The organism is Streptomyces sp. NPDC006798, assembly GCF_040635975.1.
GTDB lineage: Bacteria > Actinomycetota > Actinomycetes > Streptomycetales > Streptomycetaceae > Streptomyces.
In genome coordinates, this window is sequence record NZ_JBEYIS010000018.1 from 37499 (window position 1) to 53547 (window position 16049).

A 16049-nucleotide genomic window follows, 5' to 3' on the forward strand; every position below is an offset into this window, starting at 1 on the left:
GACGTGGCGCGACCTTTGTGCCACGAGACCTTGGAGCACCACCATGGCCGATCGGCCTACCAACCACACCCCGTTCCGGCACCGCAAGAAGCTGTTCGGGCTGGGACGACGAACAGCAGCAAGCTGGAGCGAACGAGCCTCTAACGAGGCTTCGTCCGCGCTTGCCCCCGTCCCAGGGGTGGCGGAGGAGGAGGCCGTGCGCCAGCGGGCGCCCGAGCCAACAAGGGAAGGGGTTACCGAGCCGAGACCCATCACGGACCCGATCACCCCATGTGTCCAACCGCTCGCCGAGACCCAGCCGCACCCCGAACAGCCGTCGTGGCGCGAACCCGACGATCCCGTGCTGCCAGCGTTGATGAATCGCAAGCGCACGACCGAGAAACGCGACCAGATCAGGAACATCCGCTTCACGCCCACGGCGGTACGCATCATCCATGCCGAGGCCGAACGGCGTGGACAGCGGTTCGCCAGCTTCGTCGGCGACGCGGCACTGGCCGCCGCGCTCGGGGAGACGCCCGTCCTCGGAAGCCCGGAGGACGATCCCGTACGCCCGCTGGTGGAGGCCGTGGAAGGGCACATCCGGGCACTGAACCGGATCGGCAACAACCTCAACCAGATCACCGGCGCCATCCACCGGGGATCCGTGCCCGACCATGCCGAAGGCGTCCTGATCGGTGTCGGGAAGGCCGTGGAGAGCAGTTACCGACTCATCGACCAGCTCGTGACGGACGGAGCCGGGCATGGTGCCTGACGTCTCCACCGGCTCCAGCACCCTCGGTCTGATCAACTACCTCTTCGGCGAGGGACGGCGCGACGAGCACACAGATCCGCACATCGTGGCTGCCTGGGACATGGCCGGCGCTCCCGACCCCGGCCGCGATCCCGAGGCGACCTACGCAAAGCTCGCCCAGCGCCTCGACCACCATGTCGACCTGCGGACCCGCGAGCTGGGAGGGGCCAAGCCGGCGCAGCACGTCTGGCACTGCCCGGTCCGTACCGCTCCCGGCGGCCGCTACCTCACCGACGCCGAGTGGGCCGAAGTCGCCCGCCGCGTCGTGGCCGCCGCCGGTATCGCCCCAGAAGGTGACGAGAAGGCGTGCCGGTGGATCGCGGTGCGGCACGCGGACGACCACATCCACATCCTGGCCACGACCGTACGGGCCGACGGCCGCCGTCACCGGTCGCACCGGGATGGCCAGCGGGCTCAACGGGAGTGCCGCAAGATCGAAGCGGAGTTCGGACTGCGCCGTCTGAAGTCCGGTGACCTCACCGCGCCCCGTACACCGACCGGTGCCGAGCGGGCCAAGGCACAGCGTCAGGGCCGGACAGTCGCCGCACGGGAGTGGCTCCGCGAACGGGCATACACCGTTGCCGCCGGCGTGCGGAGCGTCGACGAGTACTTCACCGTCCTGCGGTCCCTCGGGGTTCAGGTGAGAACGCGCATCGGCCCGGAGACCGGGGAGGTGACCGGCTACAGCCTGGCCGCGCCTGGCGACACCACCGGCCAGGGCGAGCCAGTCTGGTACGGAGGCTCCAAGTTGGCGCCGGACCTGTCCCTCACCCGTCTGCGCGAGCGGCTCCCCAGCCAGAAGATCACCGACAACCCTCAGGACATCGAAGATCGGCGCGGGCCGTGGCGCCGTGCCGAAGCCGTTCTTCGCGACGCCCGTGCGAGCGTCGAGTCCGGCGACGACGCCGTAGCCCAGGCACACCTTGACGCTTTCGGTGACACTCTGCACACCCTGGTCCTCGCCACGGACGGCGCCCACCAGGCCGATCTGCACCAGGCGGCCAAGGCGTTCAATCGCGCCCGACGATCCGCCATCCGGGCCGACCATCAAGCCGCCATCGCGCTACGTCAGGCCGCCAGAGAACTCGCCTACGCCTCTCGCGACCCTGGAGGGCTCGCCATCGCCCTCCTTTTCGCCGCCGTTCGCATGGCCCGCGCCGCTTCCGCGTGGCACCGGCAACGCGGCCACGAACAGCAGGCCGCCGCAGCCGAGCAAGCCCTTCACCACTTGCGGGCGGGATATCGGCAGGCCGCAGGCCCGGCTCTGGCGGACCTCGCTCGCCGCGCACCTCGCGCCGCGGCCATCAGCCGCTTCGAACAAGATCTCCGAGTGGCCCTCCCCGACCACGCCGACCGCGTCCTCGCCGACCCGGCCTGGGCCGCCCTCACCACGGCACTCGCCCGCGCCAAGGCGGCAGGCCACGATGTCCGAAGCCTCCTGAGCGAGGTCGCCTCCGATCGAGAGCTCGACTCTGCGGACGCACCGGCGCATGTGCTCGTGTGGCGTATCGCGTCCAAGCCGGCGGACGGGGCGCGCAGGCGAAGCGCCATCACGTCCAAGTCCGTTGTCCCCGGAGTGGGACTCGGGCCGACGGCGGCACCCGAGCACAGCGGTGTGCGCCTTCCGGGCAGCACCCACGGTGGACCGCGCCATGGGCGTTGAAGGCGAGTGTCAGCCCGTACGGTGTCGGGCGGCGGCCAGCGCTGCCAGGAGTTGGCCCTGGTCTCCGGTGTAGGCGATGACTTCTTCGTCACCGGCTGGTGGATCGAAGCGGGCGAAGAAGTCATCGAGGGCTTCGGGGGTCACGGTGAGCGCGTTGGCGTCCTCGCGCTGATTGCGTTCCGCGAGACGTCGTAGCAGCTCGTCGCGGTCGGCGGGTAGGTGGAGGACCAGGGGGTGACCGCCTGCTTCCCGAGCGGCCAGCCGCCAGGCGTCCCGGTCGGTGCGGCGCCATAGGCCGTGGTCGAGGATGACGTCGTTCCCGGCCTGGAGTTCCTTGATGAACCGTTCCCGGATGGTCTCGACAGCGGGCCGCTCGCGCTCGAAGTAGGTGTGCTCCGGGTAGTCCACGCCGTATCGGCCATGAAGCCGGTGCACCTCCTCGTCCACGGACAGCCGGACGAAGCCGTGTCCGGCGAGGAACCGGGCGACGGTGGTCTTGCCGGAGCCGGTGAGGCCGACCAGGAGAACGGCGAGGGGCATCTGGCCATCCCTTCCGCGAAGAGGGTGCGCGAGCGCGGTCATTCTCCCCGATCCTGGCCGGTGGGCACGTAGGGCCGCCATCCGGTGACGATGCCGCGCGCCTCGGCGGCCCAGTCGTCCGGCATCCGGTCCAGGCTCACCCGCCGGAAGGCGAATCGTGGATCGCTTGTGTTGATCGCGCCGCCGTGTCGGCCGACGTGTGAGAGGAGACGGCCGGCCTCGTCGCGTACGGCGGGGCTCTGCTCCTGCCAGGTGCCCGTCGAGAAGTGCTGGACCCGGCGGCGGAGGTCGTCCAGGACACCCGACCGCCACTTGAAGTGGTGAACGGCGCAGATGCGGTCCGGGTCCGGTCGGTGGCCGGGCGCTCGGTGGTTGCCGGAGGAGACGGCGATGTCATGGTGGGCCAGGACGGTCTTGCGGGGGTCGCCGTGCAGAAGGCGATGGGTGAGGTGCCCGCCGAGGGGATAGGCGTGGTCCAGTCCGGCTTCGGGCGGCCATCCGGTCGGGCGTCCGCTGGCAGCGACGCGGTCGAGCATGAGCCCGCCCACGACACGGTGTCCCGAGCCCTCGGCCTGGGCGATCACCTCGGAGAGGGGGACGGGGTACTGCTGGAACTCGTCCGCGTCGGCGAGCAGGTGCCAGCCATGTCCGGCTTGGTGCCGCAGGGCGTCACGGAGCCGGGTGTTGGTGTGCTCGTGCCAGGGGCCGGTGCTGGTTCCGGCGGGAACGATGCCCAGCTCGCGGCAGGCCGCATGAAGGTGGTGCCGCTGGGCGTCGGGAACGTACTCGGGAAAGTGGAAAGCGATCAGGAATCGTTCGACGCCCAGCCGTCGATAGTGGCGGACCCAGGCGGTGAGGAGCGGAGACTCGACCGGGCCGATGACCGCGATCAGGGCAGGCGGTGCGTTCAGCATCGGGACTCCTTCGCCGTGAGTGCGGTGAATGTCCGGACCAGGAAGTCGGCCTGTTTCCCGGCCGGCCACATGCCGAGCAGGCCGGGGGCTTCAGGCCCGGGCCGTTCGGGCGGCTGGCGGATGACTGCGTGCAGGGCTTGCGCGAGACCGTCCGAATCGCCTGCGGGGAAGATCAAGGCCCAGCGCTGGTCGTGGAGCCGGGCGGTGAGGACTGGATCGTGGTCGGAGACGATCAGGGGGACTCCGAGGCGGGCGGCGTCCATGATCAAGCCGGATTCCTTCCCGACCCCGGGATGTCGGGCGACGAGAGCGGCATCGGCGGCTCCGTAGACCAGCCGCAGCACGCACTCCGCGCTGGGGCCCGGAACGGTGTGCAGGCTGAGCAGCGGCAGATTCCGCCAGCGGGCGAGTACCGATTCGTCCAGCGGATGGCCCGCGACCACGAGATGCAGGGGCTCCTTCAGCCGGTTCATGGCGGCGTCGACGACGCCGATGTCCTTGTACGGCCACCAGCCGCCGACCAGACACACCGCGGCTTCGGTGGGCGGAATCCCGAAAGCCGTCCGGCCTCCTTCGCGTTCGGCGTCGGTCAGCCGGAGGCTGTCGTCCACCGAGAAGGCTCGGACCACGGCAGGCAGGTCGGGGAAGGCGTGGGCGAGCTGGTCGGCGACGTCCTGGGTCGGGTAGAGCGCGATCACGTGCTGCTCGTGACGATGGGCAAGCCGACCGAGCAGCCGTACGAATGTGTCCTCTGCGGTGACGGCCTCGTGGACGAACCGCAGGTGCGATTGGCGGCCGAGGAGGGCCGCCGCGCCGTGGAGGGCCTCGCTCGCGGTGAGGATGACGACCGCGTCGGCGTCGGGCTGAAGGCTCCGGGCGGTCCGCAGGGCCGAGGCTTCAGCCAGACATCGGGCGACGAGGGTGATCTGGTGCGGTAGTCGACGAAGACGGTCGGGCCAGCGGCGCGAGCGCACGAGGCGTCGGCCGATCGCGGCGGCGCCGGCCACCAGACGTGACGCGGCCAGCAGCCCGGCGGCCGTGTGGCCGACCGGTTCGACCACCACCCGTGCCCGAGTGTCCCACAGTGGTGTCGCGGAATCTCGGGCAACGCCGTTCAGGGTCATGACCAGGCTGCCGGGCCGGGCCCGAGCGAGCGCCACCAGGGTGCGCTGATGGTGCCCGCCCAGGCGATCGGCGTACGGCTCGATCAGAACGAGGGGCCCGGTCATCCCGAAACCGCCTCGTCCCCGTGAACTGTGGTGAACCTGGCCCGCAGCCACGACGGATCGTTGAGACGTTCGAACCGGTCCGAGTGGGCGGCTTCGCGAGCGAAGGCGACGCCCTCCCGTGCCCCTGCCGCCGCGTAGTCGGCGAACTCACCGTCACTGCTGCGGCTCCAGGCGTCCACCCGCCGACGCGCGTCACCTTCGGCCATGCCGTACTCGCTGCCGCGGGTGAGCATCACGCACTCCCGGAAGCCCGCCTTCCAGGAGTGGAAGGGGCTCTGGTTGAAGCGTGTGACCCCGGCGGACCGCTCGGCGAACTCGACACGTCCGGGCAGTGCGGCGAGCACGTCCACCGCCTCGCCCATCTCCCGCAGAGCGCTGCGCCGGATCAGCTTGAGCCCGCCGTAGCCGTAGGTCAGGCCGTTGACGGGGTTGACCGCGCGCCACACGCGCATGGAAACACCCTCGTCGAGTGGTTCCACGGCGGTCGGGTCGAAGTCGGCGTCGACGGCGAAATCGCCGTCGGCGAGGAAGAACTGCTCGCGGTCGACGGCCTCGGCGCACAGCCGGTAGGCCCGGCGCATCCCGTGCACGCCGTGCAGACGCTTCACGGAGCCCCCGAGAGTCCGCTGGAGACGCGAGTGAAGGGCGTCGGCCATCGGTTCGTCGTACGAGAGGAAGACGGCGTCGAACCCGTTCACGAGATCGCCTCCAGATAGCGGGCGGCTACCAGCTCGGGGGTGAAGTCGGCCGTGGAGGCATGGGCGCGCTTGGCGTGCAGGGCGTGGAACGCGTCGTCGGAGGCCAGCCGCTCGGCGAGGTCGACCGCCTCGGAGGTGGTGGTGAAGCACAGCTCGGGGTCGATGTGCTCGGCGAGCCAGCCCAGGCGAGGCGAGATCACCGGCAGGCCCATGCCCTGGCAGTCGATCACGCTCATCGACCACGGGCAGCCCGGCCGGAACGGGGCGATGCCGAAGCGCGCCCCGGCCAGCAGATCCCGGTAGCGGACCCGGTCACCCCGGTCCGAGACGATCTGGACGTGAGGCAGCGCGGCCAGCTTCTCCCGCATCCTCTCCGGGCTGTCGTTCAGCCCCGTTCGGGCGGCGCTGCGCTGCCCGAAGAGGTCCATCACCCGGAGCCGCACCGTCCCGGAGGCCACGAGGTCGCGCGCCAGGTCCACGAACTGCTCGGTGCCGTAGTGCGCGTACAGCCTGTGGTTGTAGATCCCGATTGACTCGCCGTCGCCGGTGGTGATGGGTGCCCGAACCAGGCGCTCGTCACGTGGGGCCGGAACCACCCGCAGCCTGTGGCCCAGGTCCACGGTCATCCGTTCGGCGGCGGCCGACACCCAGGAGGCGGCTGTGGACGAGTGGACCATCACCCGGTCGCAGATTGCCAGCCCGGCGGCGAACGCCAGCAGCACCGGCCGCCCGAGCCCGCCGTCGTCCATAGACGGATCGACCAGGAGTCGGCCGCCGCCGTCGAAGGAGTACGGCAGATAGTGGCAGTACCCGGCCAGTAGCGCGCCGGAACCCGCTTCCAGCAGGGCCGTTCGGATCGCGGGGGCCTCCTCGATCTGGTTGGCAACCACGACGTCCGGCTTCTCGGACAGGATGAGAGCTACCAGTTCGTCGATGTCCGCCGAGAACCGGGCACGGTACTTCGTCCCGGGCAGCTTCGTCCGGCGGAAGCCGCATCGGGCGTCCCCGGCCGGGGCGGGCGCGGCGACGGTCACCTCGGCCCCGGCGTCCGCGAGCGCCGGGGCAAGGAGGTCGGCGAAGATCCAGCCGGAGTCCGAGGCCAGCCGGTCCGGGTTGGAGATGTTCAGCAGGTACAGCACGCGCATGATGCGTCGCCTCCGTCATCCGCCCGGGGATCGGTCCGGGCCGCTGAGGGAAGGAAAGCGTCGACGGGGGCCGTGACGGGATGATGAACTGGGATCACTCACGGTTCATTCATGCTCACTGAAGATGACACGGGGCGAGGGTTCGATGGACACCCAGGGCGAGGAGATCGCCGCCGAGCAGGCAGCCGAGGACTTCGCAGCCGAGGTGGCCCGCTGGCGGGAGGTACGGGGCCTGTCCAAGCGGGCGTTAGCGCAGGCCATGGGCTTCGATCCGTCCTACGTCAGCCACGTGGAGTCCGGCCGTCACAAGCCCAGCGCGGAGTTCGCCCGGCTCGCCGACGAGGTCATGAACTCCGGGAAGGCCATCTGGCGGCGCTGGCTCCGCCCTCATCGTCGAACACGACGCCGCCCACCTCCACTACGACGGCCGCTCGTACCGGCTCACCATGCGCCGACGCCTTCGGAACACCGGCACCGAACCGATCACCCGCTACCTGATCCGAATCTCCGTCGACCGTTACCCCGGCGACCCGGAACAGTCCAACGCCTACTACCGGACACATCCGCTCACCTGGGACAAGCTCGGCCTCACCGCCACCGGCGGGGGCGAAGCGATGCGCTGGCAGGCCAAGCACGACCGTGACGCCTCCAAGGAAGTCTGGCTGCTGTTCGACAACGAACACGGCCGCTTCCCGCTCTACCCCGGCGAATCCGTCTGGATCGAGTACGCCTACACCGTCGGCGACGAAAAATGGGGCCACTGGTTCCAGCGCGCCGTCCGCCTGCCCACGGAACAGCTCGAAGTCCAGCTCTCCTTCCCCGCCGCCCTCGACCCCGTGGTCTGGGGCACCGAGACGTCAATGACTGCCGAAGCCTCCCCGCTCCGCACCCCACCCGTCCGCCGTGACGATGGTGAACAGCGCGCCTTCACGTGGATCACGCCCACACCCGCACTGCACGCTCGGTACCGTTTGGAGTGGCGGTTCCGGGCAGTACCCGAACACGAGACGAACCAAGGGGAGTTCAGTTGACGAACGTTCGGCCCAGCCAGCAGATGCGCGACCTCGGCGTCGTCCAAGAGGGTGCCGCCATCCTCACCACACCCGCCCGACCGTTCGATCTGCCCACCGAGCGCGGCGAGGCCGAGCGCATCGTGGACGAACTGTTCGCCGCCCTGAACCGCATCGGCCAGGTCCACCCCTTCGCCAAGGGCATGGGCATCGCGGCCCCACAGATCGGCATCGGCCGCGCCGCCGCCGTCGTCCAGCCGCCGGGGGACGCGTCGGCGATCATCCTGCTCAACCCAAGGATCACAGCGTGTGTGGAGGAGAGCGACATGCAGTACGAGGGCTGCCTGAGCTTCTTCGACGTCCGTGGTCTCGTCCCCCGCCCCTTGGAGATCACGGTGGAGACCACGACCCTCGCCGGCGAGACCGTGGCCACCGTGTACGAACACGGCCTCGCCCGCCTCATCCACCACGAGATCGACCACCTCGACGGCCTCCTGTACACCGCCCAGATGAAGGCTGGAGTCGGACCAATCCCTGTCGAGGAATACCGTCAAACTGGACGGTCTTGGGTATACGACAGCGCTTGATCACAAGGTCCCACATCTGCTGTGGCCGTCTCATCAGGTTCAGTTACTTGAGCGGCGTCGTGGGAAGGCGTCTCCGGTCGGCCAGTGCTCGGGCAGACTTAGAGGTCGTTTTCGTCCGATGTTTCATCCCGGGATCGGGTGTTTGGTGGGGCTTTTCGGGTCGCGCCAGGAGATGGTGTTCTCGCCGGTGAGTCGGCGGGCCATGAGATCAGTCATGGCGAGGTTGACCAGGGCTTCCGAGCGGTTGGGCAGGGCTTCGTAGTCGCGGGCCAAGCGGCGGTGGAGCATGAGCCATCCGTAGGTCCGCTCCACCGCCCACGCTTCGGGATCGGGGTGAAACCCCTGGTGCCGGGCTTGCGGGCGGTGATCTCCAGGTCGATGCCGAGGGTCGCGGCGTGCTCGACGAGGTGCTGGCGGTAGCCGCCGTCGACCCACACCTTGCGAACGGTGGGGTGCTCGGCGGCGACCTGGTCCAGGAGCCGGGTGCCGGCGACCGAGTCCTGCACGCTGGCCGCGGTGACCAGCACGGCCAGTAGGAGGCCGAGCGTGTCGGTGACGATGCTCCGCTTCCTGCCGACGATCTTTTTGCCCGCGTCGACGCCCTGACCGGCGGCCGGGACACTGGTGGAGGTCTTGACGCTTTGCGCGTCGATCACACACGCCGAGGGTTCGCCGTCCCGTCCCTCCATCTTTCGCAGCAGCTGGCTGAGCAGGCCGTTGAGCTTGGCGAACACACCCTCGTCCGCCCATTTGGCGAAGTAGCCGTAGACGGTGTTCCAGTGCGGAAAGTCGTGCGGGAGGTAGCGCCACTGGACTCCGGTGCGATCCACGTACAAGATCGCGTCCATGATGTCGCGCAGGTCGTGCTCGGGCGGCCGGCCGAAGTCCAGGGCTCTGCCGCGCCGCTCGAAGCGCCAGGCTGAGAGCACCGGCTCGATCAGCTCCCAGCGGGCATCGGACAGATCACTCGGATAGGGACGTCGCTTCGCCATGCTTCCGGCGTACCGCCCCGAACCGAGTGCGCCCAGGCGCACAGCCGCGATGACGGAAGCGCTTGGGAAACGACTTCCTGGGATGAAACAGGCCCAGACCACACTCCGCCCCAGCCGTCACCCCATCCGGCCGACCAGCACCGATCACACCACCCGCCTCACCACCACCACGACCCCTCACTTCAAGAATCGTCAGATATGGGGGTATCAGAGATTAAAACGACCTCTAAAGCGGGTGTCGCAGGTTCGAATCCTGCCGGGGCACAGCAAAGCAGCAGGGCAGGGGCCCCACCCGTGCGGGTGGGGCCCCTGCCCTGCTGTATCCGCCCTTCTGGTGGGACCGGCACTTCCCGGAGACCCCGGAACTCATTGGGGGCGGGTACAGCCATGGCGCAGACGGCACGCGGCACGGCAGTGAGAGCGGGTCCGTCCGGCGGAGGCCGCCTTTCTCCGCTGGGGGAGAGCTGGGGCTCTCTGGTGACAGGATGGCACCATGGTGCTTCAGGTAGGGGCCAAAGCGCTCCAGAGGAGACGAGATCAGCTACGCGGCTCCGCGGAGTCGGTTGATGCGAACGACGCGTTCGAAGACGGAGGCACCGTCGGTCTCCTCCTGTTCTACGCCGCCGAGTGCGGACTCAAGGAACGACTGATCGTCCGGCAGGGGCACCGTGACTCCGGGGCCTTGGAACCCACCCACGACCTTCGCCGGCTGGCCAAGGAACTACGCCTTCCCCGGGCCATGGCCGCCCGGCTGGACCGCCTCCAGAGTTGCAGAATGCACCCTTCCACCCGTGGCACCGTCGCCCTGGGCGACTTGCATCAGGCATGGCGCTATGGTGCAAAGATCGACCCGGCAGACGAGAAGGACGCCCAGGAAGCACTCCGTGCGTTGATCAGCTGGTGCGAGCAGGACTAAGGGTAGGAGTACGAGGGTCGTGGCCGAACTGTCTGACCTGGAGGGGCTGGCACCCCCCGAGCACCTGTTCACCTGGGTGGATGTGGAAGAGCACCTGGCTCTCCTAGCCGCAGCGGGTCGGTGGCCCCGCTGGTTGCGGGCGGCGGACGGCTGGTGGGACGGCCTGGAGCTGGTTGTCTCCCCTGGCACCGGTACCGATGAAGTGAAGCGATGGCTGGACGTAGCTTTCGGAGCGGGTTCTACTGAACGCCACAACGGCACTCTGGTGCTGGGGCTCGACGATCCACGAGTGAGCGAGTTCGTCGGCCTGCCAGTCATGCTCAGCCCCGAACCGGAGAACGCGAGCCAGCCTCGGCGCATCCCACTGCTCCGGGAAAAGCACATCACTCCTCAGCTGGCGCACTCGCTGGACAGACCCCTGGACGAATCCTTCGCTGACGACGTGCAGCTGGTGGCATTCCACTCGTTCAAAGGCGGTGTCGGCCGCACGCTCCACGCGGTCGCCATGGCTAACGCCGTGGCCCAGCGCGGCGGCAGCGTCCTGCTGGTCGACGCAGACCTGGAGGCTCCCGGGATCACCTGGATGCACAGAGCCCAGGGAGGTCAGCTCGACTTCTGTTACGAGGACCTGCTCGCCCTCCTACAGGGGGCCGAGGACGGCAGCTGGTCGGCAGCCGTGGACATTGCCGCCGCGTATCTGCCGAATCAGCAGGTCGGCCGATACAGCGGGGGACGCGTGACCGTGGTCCCGAGCAGTCGGAGGCCACTTCTCGGCCCGCCCCGGATCGATCCGGCAGATCTACTCACGCCTGGACGCTCGCCCTACTTCCTGACCGAGGCGCTCGCGGCACTCGCCGCCCGTGTCGGCGCGGACACCGTCGTGGTGGACCTGCGCGCGGGAGCAACCGAATTGTCCGCCCCGATTTTGCTCGACCCTCGTGTCCAGCGCGTTTTCGTCACCACTCTGAGCCACCAGTCGCTCGCCGGAACCGAGAGACTGCTGCGGCAGCTGGGACACCGAGCACCAACGCTTCAGGGCGTCGACCCGGCGAGTTCCACGATCATCACGCAGTACCGGCAGGATGTGCACGAGGATCAGGTGGAACGCGCTCGCAATGAGCTCGGCAGTGCCCTGTTCGCGTCGCTCCGACGCCCGGACACTGGACCGGACACCGAGGCCCGCGACACCGGCGAAGTGGTGGACACGGGCCTCCTTTCCCAACCTCTACTCAGCCCGTTCCGGGAAGAGTTGCTCGCGCTTCCCTCGCCCTGGGACGCTGTGCTGCGGGTACTGGAGAACTGCAAGGTGGCCGATGTACTGGACCCGATCGTGCCCACTTCGGTCGCTCCGGTCGCGCCCGTCGCCAAGGAGTCGGCGGCTCCTGTCGATCACACCACGCTGCGTCGTCGGCTTGCGGATACCGCTCAGCGATTCATCTACGCCGAACGGGAAGGCATGTCGTCGGCCAGTGGTTTCCTGGTCACTGATCCGCTGCGCAGACTGCTAGGAGATCACCGGACGGAACCGCCTCTGGCACTCGTCGTGGGTGCCAAGGGCGCGGGAAAGACCTTCCTGTATGCGAAAGCATGCGCCGCTCAGTCGTGGGACAGGTTTGCCGAACAGTCCGGCATCAAAGGCGTTCAACTGGATATTCCCGTAGTCCCGGTACTGGAGTCGGACAATCTTGAATATGACGACCTGACAACACAGAATTTGCGGGAGGCATTCGCGAGAGGGCACGGTGGCGATCTGAATCAGGTCGCCACAACTCAGGAAATCAAGGACCGGCTCAAGACAGCACTCACGACGCTCGACACGCAAGACGAGGTTCAGTGGCGGCACTTGTGGCTTGAATGCCTGGCCATCGCGGCAGGAGTACGGCCACCGGAAAGCAGTAGCGCGGAAGAAGCCCTCACCGAACTCGGCAGACGTGCGCGGGCAGTATTCGTCATCGACGGACTTGAGGACCTTCTACAATCACTCGACAACGAGTCCAAACGCACGGCATTGCGTGTACTGCTGATCGATGTCCTCGCATGGCTCCGGTCACTGCGGGGACGCCCACTTGGGCTGGTGGTCTTCGTCCGTCAAGATCTGGTGACACGCGCGGTACGCCAGAACAGCGGACAGCTCCTGGCTCGGCACAATCCCTATGCGCTGCGCTGGAACAAGGAAGAGGCACTGCGGCTAGCGCTCTGGGTAACCGTTCACGCCGGAGCGCTGCCTAAACCTGCGGCCGAGTCCCAGATCACCGAGTTGTCGTACGACGAACTGGTGGAGACCCTCATCCCGGTATGGGGCTGGAAGATGGGAACCGAGAAGTCCAGGGAAGCACGTTCACATCTCTGGGTTCCCGCCGCTCTCGGAGACTTCAAGGATCAGGTGCAGGCCAGGGACGTTGTTGTGTTTCTGTCGGAGGCAGCTCAGTTCTCTATTCCCCAGACGACTTGGGAAGACCGTGTTCTGGTTCCTGGAGCCATGCGCAAAGCGCTGCTCGCCTGCAGCACAAACAAGATCGACTCAATTCGCCAGGAGAACCAGGAAGTCGGCGAACTGTTGAGCCAGCTTCAGCAGGTACGTCAGCCGGTGACAGTTCCCTTCGAGTTGGAGGAGGTAGGGATCTCCGTGGAGGACGCGGACCTGCTCGTCGACTCGGGGGTTTTCTCCCGCGGCGACGACGGTCGCTACTGGGTTGCTGAGATCTACCGGCACGGGCTGGGATACGGCAGTGAGCGCAGGGCGAAGGTGCTGTGGCGGCGATGACAGGCGAGGCACGGCGAAAGCGGTGAGAATGGCCTCTCGTCGTCCGGGTGGTTTCTAGGGTTCGTTGCAACATGTGGTCGTGTTGATCAAGCCACGAGCATTTTGTGTGGGCACTCGGCTGGGGTTTCCAAGCCGAGCGTTTTGCGTGGACGGCTGTTGAGCCGGGCCGCGACGGCGTCGAGGAGTTCACAGGTGTGGACTGCCAGGCCCCGCTCCTCGGCTTCGGGAAGCAGCGCCTCAGGGAACGACAAGGTACTCCCCCGTCCAAGTCCGTCGACTCAAGCGGGCCCGCCAAGAACGGATTCAGCACACATGAGGCCGGGAAACCCTGGGTAGATGTAAGGACCGCCGAGGCGCGTTTCGCCAGGTAGAGCGCAGCTATGGTGGCGTTTCCGCAGGTCACGACCTTGATCAGGGAAATCTCCTAAAGCGGGTGTCGCAGGTTCGAATCCTGCCGGGGGCACGCTAAACCAGCAGGTCAGAGGCCCTGTCGCCCATCGGGACGACAGGGCCTCCGGCATGCGGCGGGCGTTCCCAAGGGGGCGGGTGGCGCGGTTGCGGACGGTGGGGGGCTCGGTGAGGGCGCCGAGTCGTGGGTGATCTGGCGCAAGGGCATGGGCCGGTTCGTCGTCGCCTACTAGAGTCGGGTCATCACTACTGGTAATGGGGTCGGGGTCCCGGAACAGGTGTGCCGGGGCGCTGGTGGGGAGGCCGGGAGAGCATGAGCCGTCGCTCCGATGGGTTGGTCGGGATCTGGGCCGAGGCGCAGCGTCAGCAGCAGCGGCAGCGGGAGGCGCAGGCCAGGTTCGTACGGGAGCAGGAGAGGCAGCAGCGTGCCTATCAGCGGCAGGCGGAGCGGAGCTACCGGGAGCAGCGGGAGGCCGAGGCTCGGCGGCGGACGGCGGAGATAGAGGCGCGGGTCGAGGTGTTGCAGGGGCTGCTGGCGGCGGGGTGCGGGGCGCCGGCGTTCCGGGTGCAGTCGTTGCGGCGGGTGGAGGAGGTGGAGCCGTTCGCGCCGGGGCAGTTGGCGGTTCCGCTGCGGATGCCCGATCCGCAGCAGTATCAGGCGCAGGGTGGGGGGTGGACGGCTGCGCGGCGGGCTCAGGCGCAGGCGGAGGCCCGGTCGCGGTTCGAGCGGGACTGGGCGGCGGCGCAGGCCGCGGAGGGGCAGCGGCAGCGGCAGTTGGCCGCGTATCAGCGGGAGTACCGGCGCTGGGCGGACGCCCGGTTGGGGGAGATACGGCGGCACAACGCGGGGATCGCGGAGATGACGGTGGGGCTGCGGGACGGTGACGCGGGGGCCGCGGTGGAATATTTCTCGGCTGCTTTGTACGCCTCGACGGGGTGGCCGGACGGGCTGCCCCGGCAGGTGTCCGCCGCGTACGACTCCGGTGCGCGTCAGCTGGTGCTGAACTGGGAGCTGCCCCGGTACGACGTCGTACCGGAGGCCAAGTCGGTGCGGTACATGGTCAATGCCGATCAGGAGAAGGAGGCGCCCCGGCCGGTCGGGCAGCGCCGGGCCCTGTATCGGGACGTTCTCGCGCAGTGTCTGCTGCTGGTGCTGCGGGATCTCTTCGCGGCGGACGAGTTCGGGGCGCTGGAGTCGGTGGCGCTGAACGGGTTCGTGGACGATCACGATCCGACGACCGGGCGGCGGGGGTCCATCGTCCTCGGTACCGTCATGGCCACCCGTGCGGCCTTCGCCGGGCTGCATCTGGAGCAGGTCAACGCGGTCAACTGCCTGGTGGACGGTCTGCGGGGGCAGTTGTCGACGCGGCCGGACCAGTATGCGCCCGTACGGCCGGGCCGGGTCCCGGAGGACGTCGGCGGCGGGGTCGTCACCCATGGCGGGGACGACGATCCTGATCTGTACGCGATGGACCCGGTGGCCTTCGAGGAACTGGTCGCCGAGCTGTTCCGGGCGATGGGGATGCAGGCTGTGACGACTCAGCGGTCGAATGACGGCGGGGTGGACGTCGACGCGCTGGATCCGACACCGATCCGGGGCGGGAAGATCGTCGTGCAGGTCAAGCGGTATCGCGGTACCGTGCCGCCGACGGCCGTCCGTGATCTGTACGGCACAGTCCAGGACGCGGGCGCCAACAAGGGAGTCCTGGTGACGACTTCGGGGTTCGGCCCGGGTTCGCACACCTTCGCCGACGGCAAGCCCCTGGAGCTGGTGTCGGGTGCCGAGCTGGTGGATCTGCTGCACCGGCACGGGCTCCGGGGGCGGCTGGGCGACGGCGGTGGTGACGGGCGCCGGGTGCCCGCGCAGCGGGCCGCCGAGCCGGATCCCGGGCCGGGCCCGGAGGGGCACAACGTGCTGGGCATGTTCTGGTCCGGTGGTGTCGCCCTGGACGTCTGCGCGCTGGTCTGCCGGGACAATCGCGTCCTGGATGACGATCACTTCGTCTTCTTCAACAATCCGCGTACGCCGGACGGTGCGGTACGCGCCCTTCCGGCCGTCCCGCCGGACCGGGCCGCGATCCAGGTGTCCTTCGACGACCTGCCCGCGCGGGCCAACCGGCTCGTGGTCGTCGCCGCCGTCGATCCCGAGGTCAATCCGGCCGCCGATCTGTCCGGGTTCACCCGGGCCGGGATCCGGCTGCTGGACTCCGGGGGCTCGCCGCTCGACCAGCTGGAGGTCTCCGACGGCCGTCCCGGTGAGACGGCCCTCGTGCTGGGATCCTTCCGCCGCCGGGCCAATGGCGACTGGGAGTTCGTCCCCGGCGGCAGGGGCTACCGGGGTGGTCTGGAGGAGCTGATCCAGGACTACGGCATCGAGGTCGAGTAGCGGCCCG

At 68.5% G+C, this 16049-nt stretch carries 12 protein-coding genes and 4 pseudogenes; 8 read left to right on the forward strand and 8 right to left on the reverse strand.

Going from position 1 to position 16049, the window contains the following annotated elements:
• Nucleotides 1-178 precede the first annotated feature (178 nt).
• Complete coding sequence (gene mobC, locus ABZ714_RS14780) at nucleotides 179-751, forward strand: plasmid mobilization relaxosome protein MobC (RefSeq protein ID WP_358825670.1); 573 nt, start codon at nucleotides 179-181, stop codon at nucleotides 749-751.
• Nucleotides 741-2453: a mobilization protein gene (locus ABZ714_RS14785; RefSeq protein WP_358825593.1), complete on the forward strand. Its 1713-nt coding sequence runs from the start codon at nucleotides 741-743 to the stop codon at nucleotides 2451-2453. Before mobC ends, ABZ714_RS14785 begins: the two co-directional genes overlap by 11 nt.
• Before the next feature lie 9 nt (nucleotides 2454-2462).
• Here the strand turns inward: ABZ714_RS14785 and ABZ714_RS14790 are convergent, their stop codons facing one another.
• Genes ABZ714_RS14790 through ABZ714_RS14810 form a run of 5 tightly spaced genes read right to left on the reverse strand, consistent with a single transcriptional unit; the run spans nucleotide 2463 to nucleotide 6979 of the window.
• Entirely contained in the window at nucleotides 2463-2993 is a 531-nt protein-coding gene (locus tag ABZ714_RS14790) for an ATP-binding protein (protein WP_358825594.1), read from the reverse strand.
• Between the two features lie 38 nt (nucleotides 2994-3031).
• Complete coding sequence (locus ABZ714_RS14795) at nucleotides 3032-3907, reverse strand: glycosyltransferase family 2 protein (protein ID WP_358825595.1); 876 nt, start codon at nucleotides 3905-3907, stop codon at nucleotides 3032-3034.
• Entirely contained in the window at nucleotides 3901-5136 is a 1236-nt protein-coding gene (locus tag ABZ714_RS14800; RefSeq protein ID WP_358825596.1) for a hypothetical protein, read from the reverse strand. The genes ABZ714_RS14795 and ABZ714_RS14800 overlap by 7 nt, the downstream gene beginning before the upstream one ends.
• Nucleotides 5133-5834 (reverse strand): hypothetical protein, encoded by a 702-nt coding sequence (locus tag ABZ714_RS14805; RefSeq protein WP_358825597.1) that lies wholly within the window; start codon nucleotides 5832-5834, stop codon nucleotides 5133-5135. The genes ABZ714_RS14800 and ABZ714_RS14805 overlap by 4 nt, the downstream gene beginning before the upstream one ends.
• Nucleotides 5831-6979, reverse strand: a complete 1149-nt coding sequence (locus tag ABZ714_RS14810; RefSeq protein WP_358825598.1) for a glycosyltransferase family 1 protein — start codon at nucleotides 6977-6979, stop codon at nucleotides 5831-5833. The genes ABZ714_RS14805 and ABZ714_RS14810 overlap by 4 nt, the downstream gene beginning before the upstream one ends.
• A 145-nt stretch (nucleotides 6980-7124) precedes the next feature.
• On the opposite strand from ABZ714_RS14810, the pseudogene ABZ714_RS14815 reads away from it, so the two are divergent.
• From ABZ714_RS14815 to ABZ714_RS14825, 3 genes and pseudogenes are all read left to right on the forward strand, one after another.
• Nucleotides 7125-7268, forward strand: a pseudogene (locus tag ABZ714_RS14815) (helix-turn-helix transcriptional regulator); the annotation flags it as partial.
• Nucleotides 7269-7425: 157 nt separating this feature from the next.
• Entirely contained in the window at nucleotides 7426-8010 is a 585-nt protein-coding gene (locus tag ABZ714_RS14820; protein WP_358825675.1) for a hypothetical protein, read from the forward strand.
• Nucleotides 8007-8576, forward strand: coding sequence for a peptide deformylase (locus ABZ714_RS14825; protein WP_358825599.1), 570 nt, complete (start codon nucleotides 8007-8009; stop codon nucleotides 8574-8576). Before ABZ714_RS14820 ends, ABZ714_RS14825 begins: the two co-directional genes overlap by 4 nt.
• 264 nt (nucleotides 8577-8840) lie before the next feature.
• On the opposite strand, the pseudogene ABZ714_RS14830 reads toward ABZ714_RS14825, so the two are convergent.
• Together ABZ714_RS14830 and ABZ714_RS14835 are read right to left on the reverse strand one after the other, a co-directional pair.
• Nucleotides 8841-9011 (reverse strand): annotated as a pseudogene (locus ABZ714_RS14830) (hypothetical protein); the annotation flags it as partial.
• Nucleotides 8981-9568, reverse strand: a pseudogene (locus ABZ714_RS14835) (IS5 family transposase); the annotation flags it as partial. The pseudogenes ABZ714_RS14835 and ABZ714_RS14830, both read right to left, overlap by 31 nt.
• Nucleotides 9569-10061: 493 nt before the next feature.
• Between ABZ714_RS14835 and ABZ714_RS14840 the strand changes: the two are divergent.
• Nucleotides 10062-10484, forward strand: coding sequence for a hypothetical protein (locus tag ABZ714_RS14840; protein ID WP_358825600.1), 423 nt, complete (start codon nucleotides 10062-10064; stop codon nucleotides 10482-10484).
• 19 nt (nucleotides 10485-10503) lie between these two features.
• A complete protein-coding gene (locus ABZ714_RS14845; protein WP_358825601.1) occupies nucleotides 10504-13248 on the forward strand; it encodes an AAA family ATPase in 2745 nt (914 codons plus the stop codon).
• A gap of 86 nt (nucleotides 13249-13334) precedes the next feature.
• On the opposite strand, the pseudogene ABZ714_RS14850 reads toward ABZ714_RS14845, so the two are convergent.
• A pseudogene (locus tag ABZ714_RS14850) lies at nucleotides 13335-13489 on the reverse strand (IS30 family transposase); the annotation flags it as partial.
• A gap of 480 nt (nucleotides 13490-13969) precedes the next feature.
• Between ABZ714_RS14850 and ABZ714_RS14855 the strand changes: the two are divergent.
• Nucleotides 13970-16042, forward strand: coding sequence for a restriction endonuclease (locus ABZ714_RS14855; RefSeq protein ID WP_358825602.1), 2073 nt, complete (start codon nucleotides 13970-13972; stop codon nucleotides 16040-16042).
• Nucleotides 16043-16049: the final 7 nt, after the last annotated feature.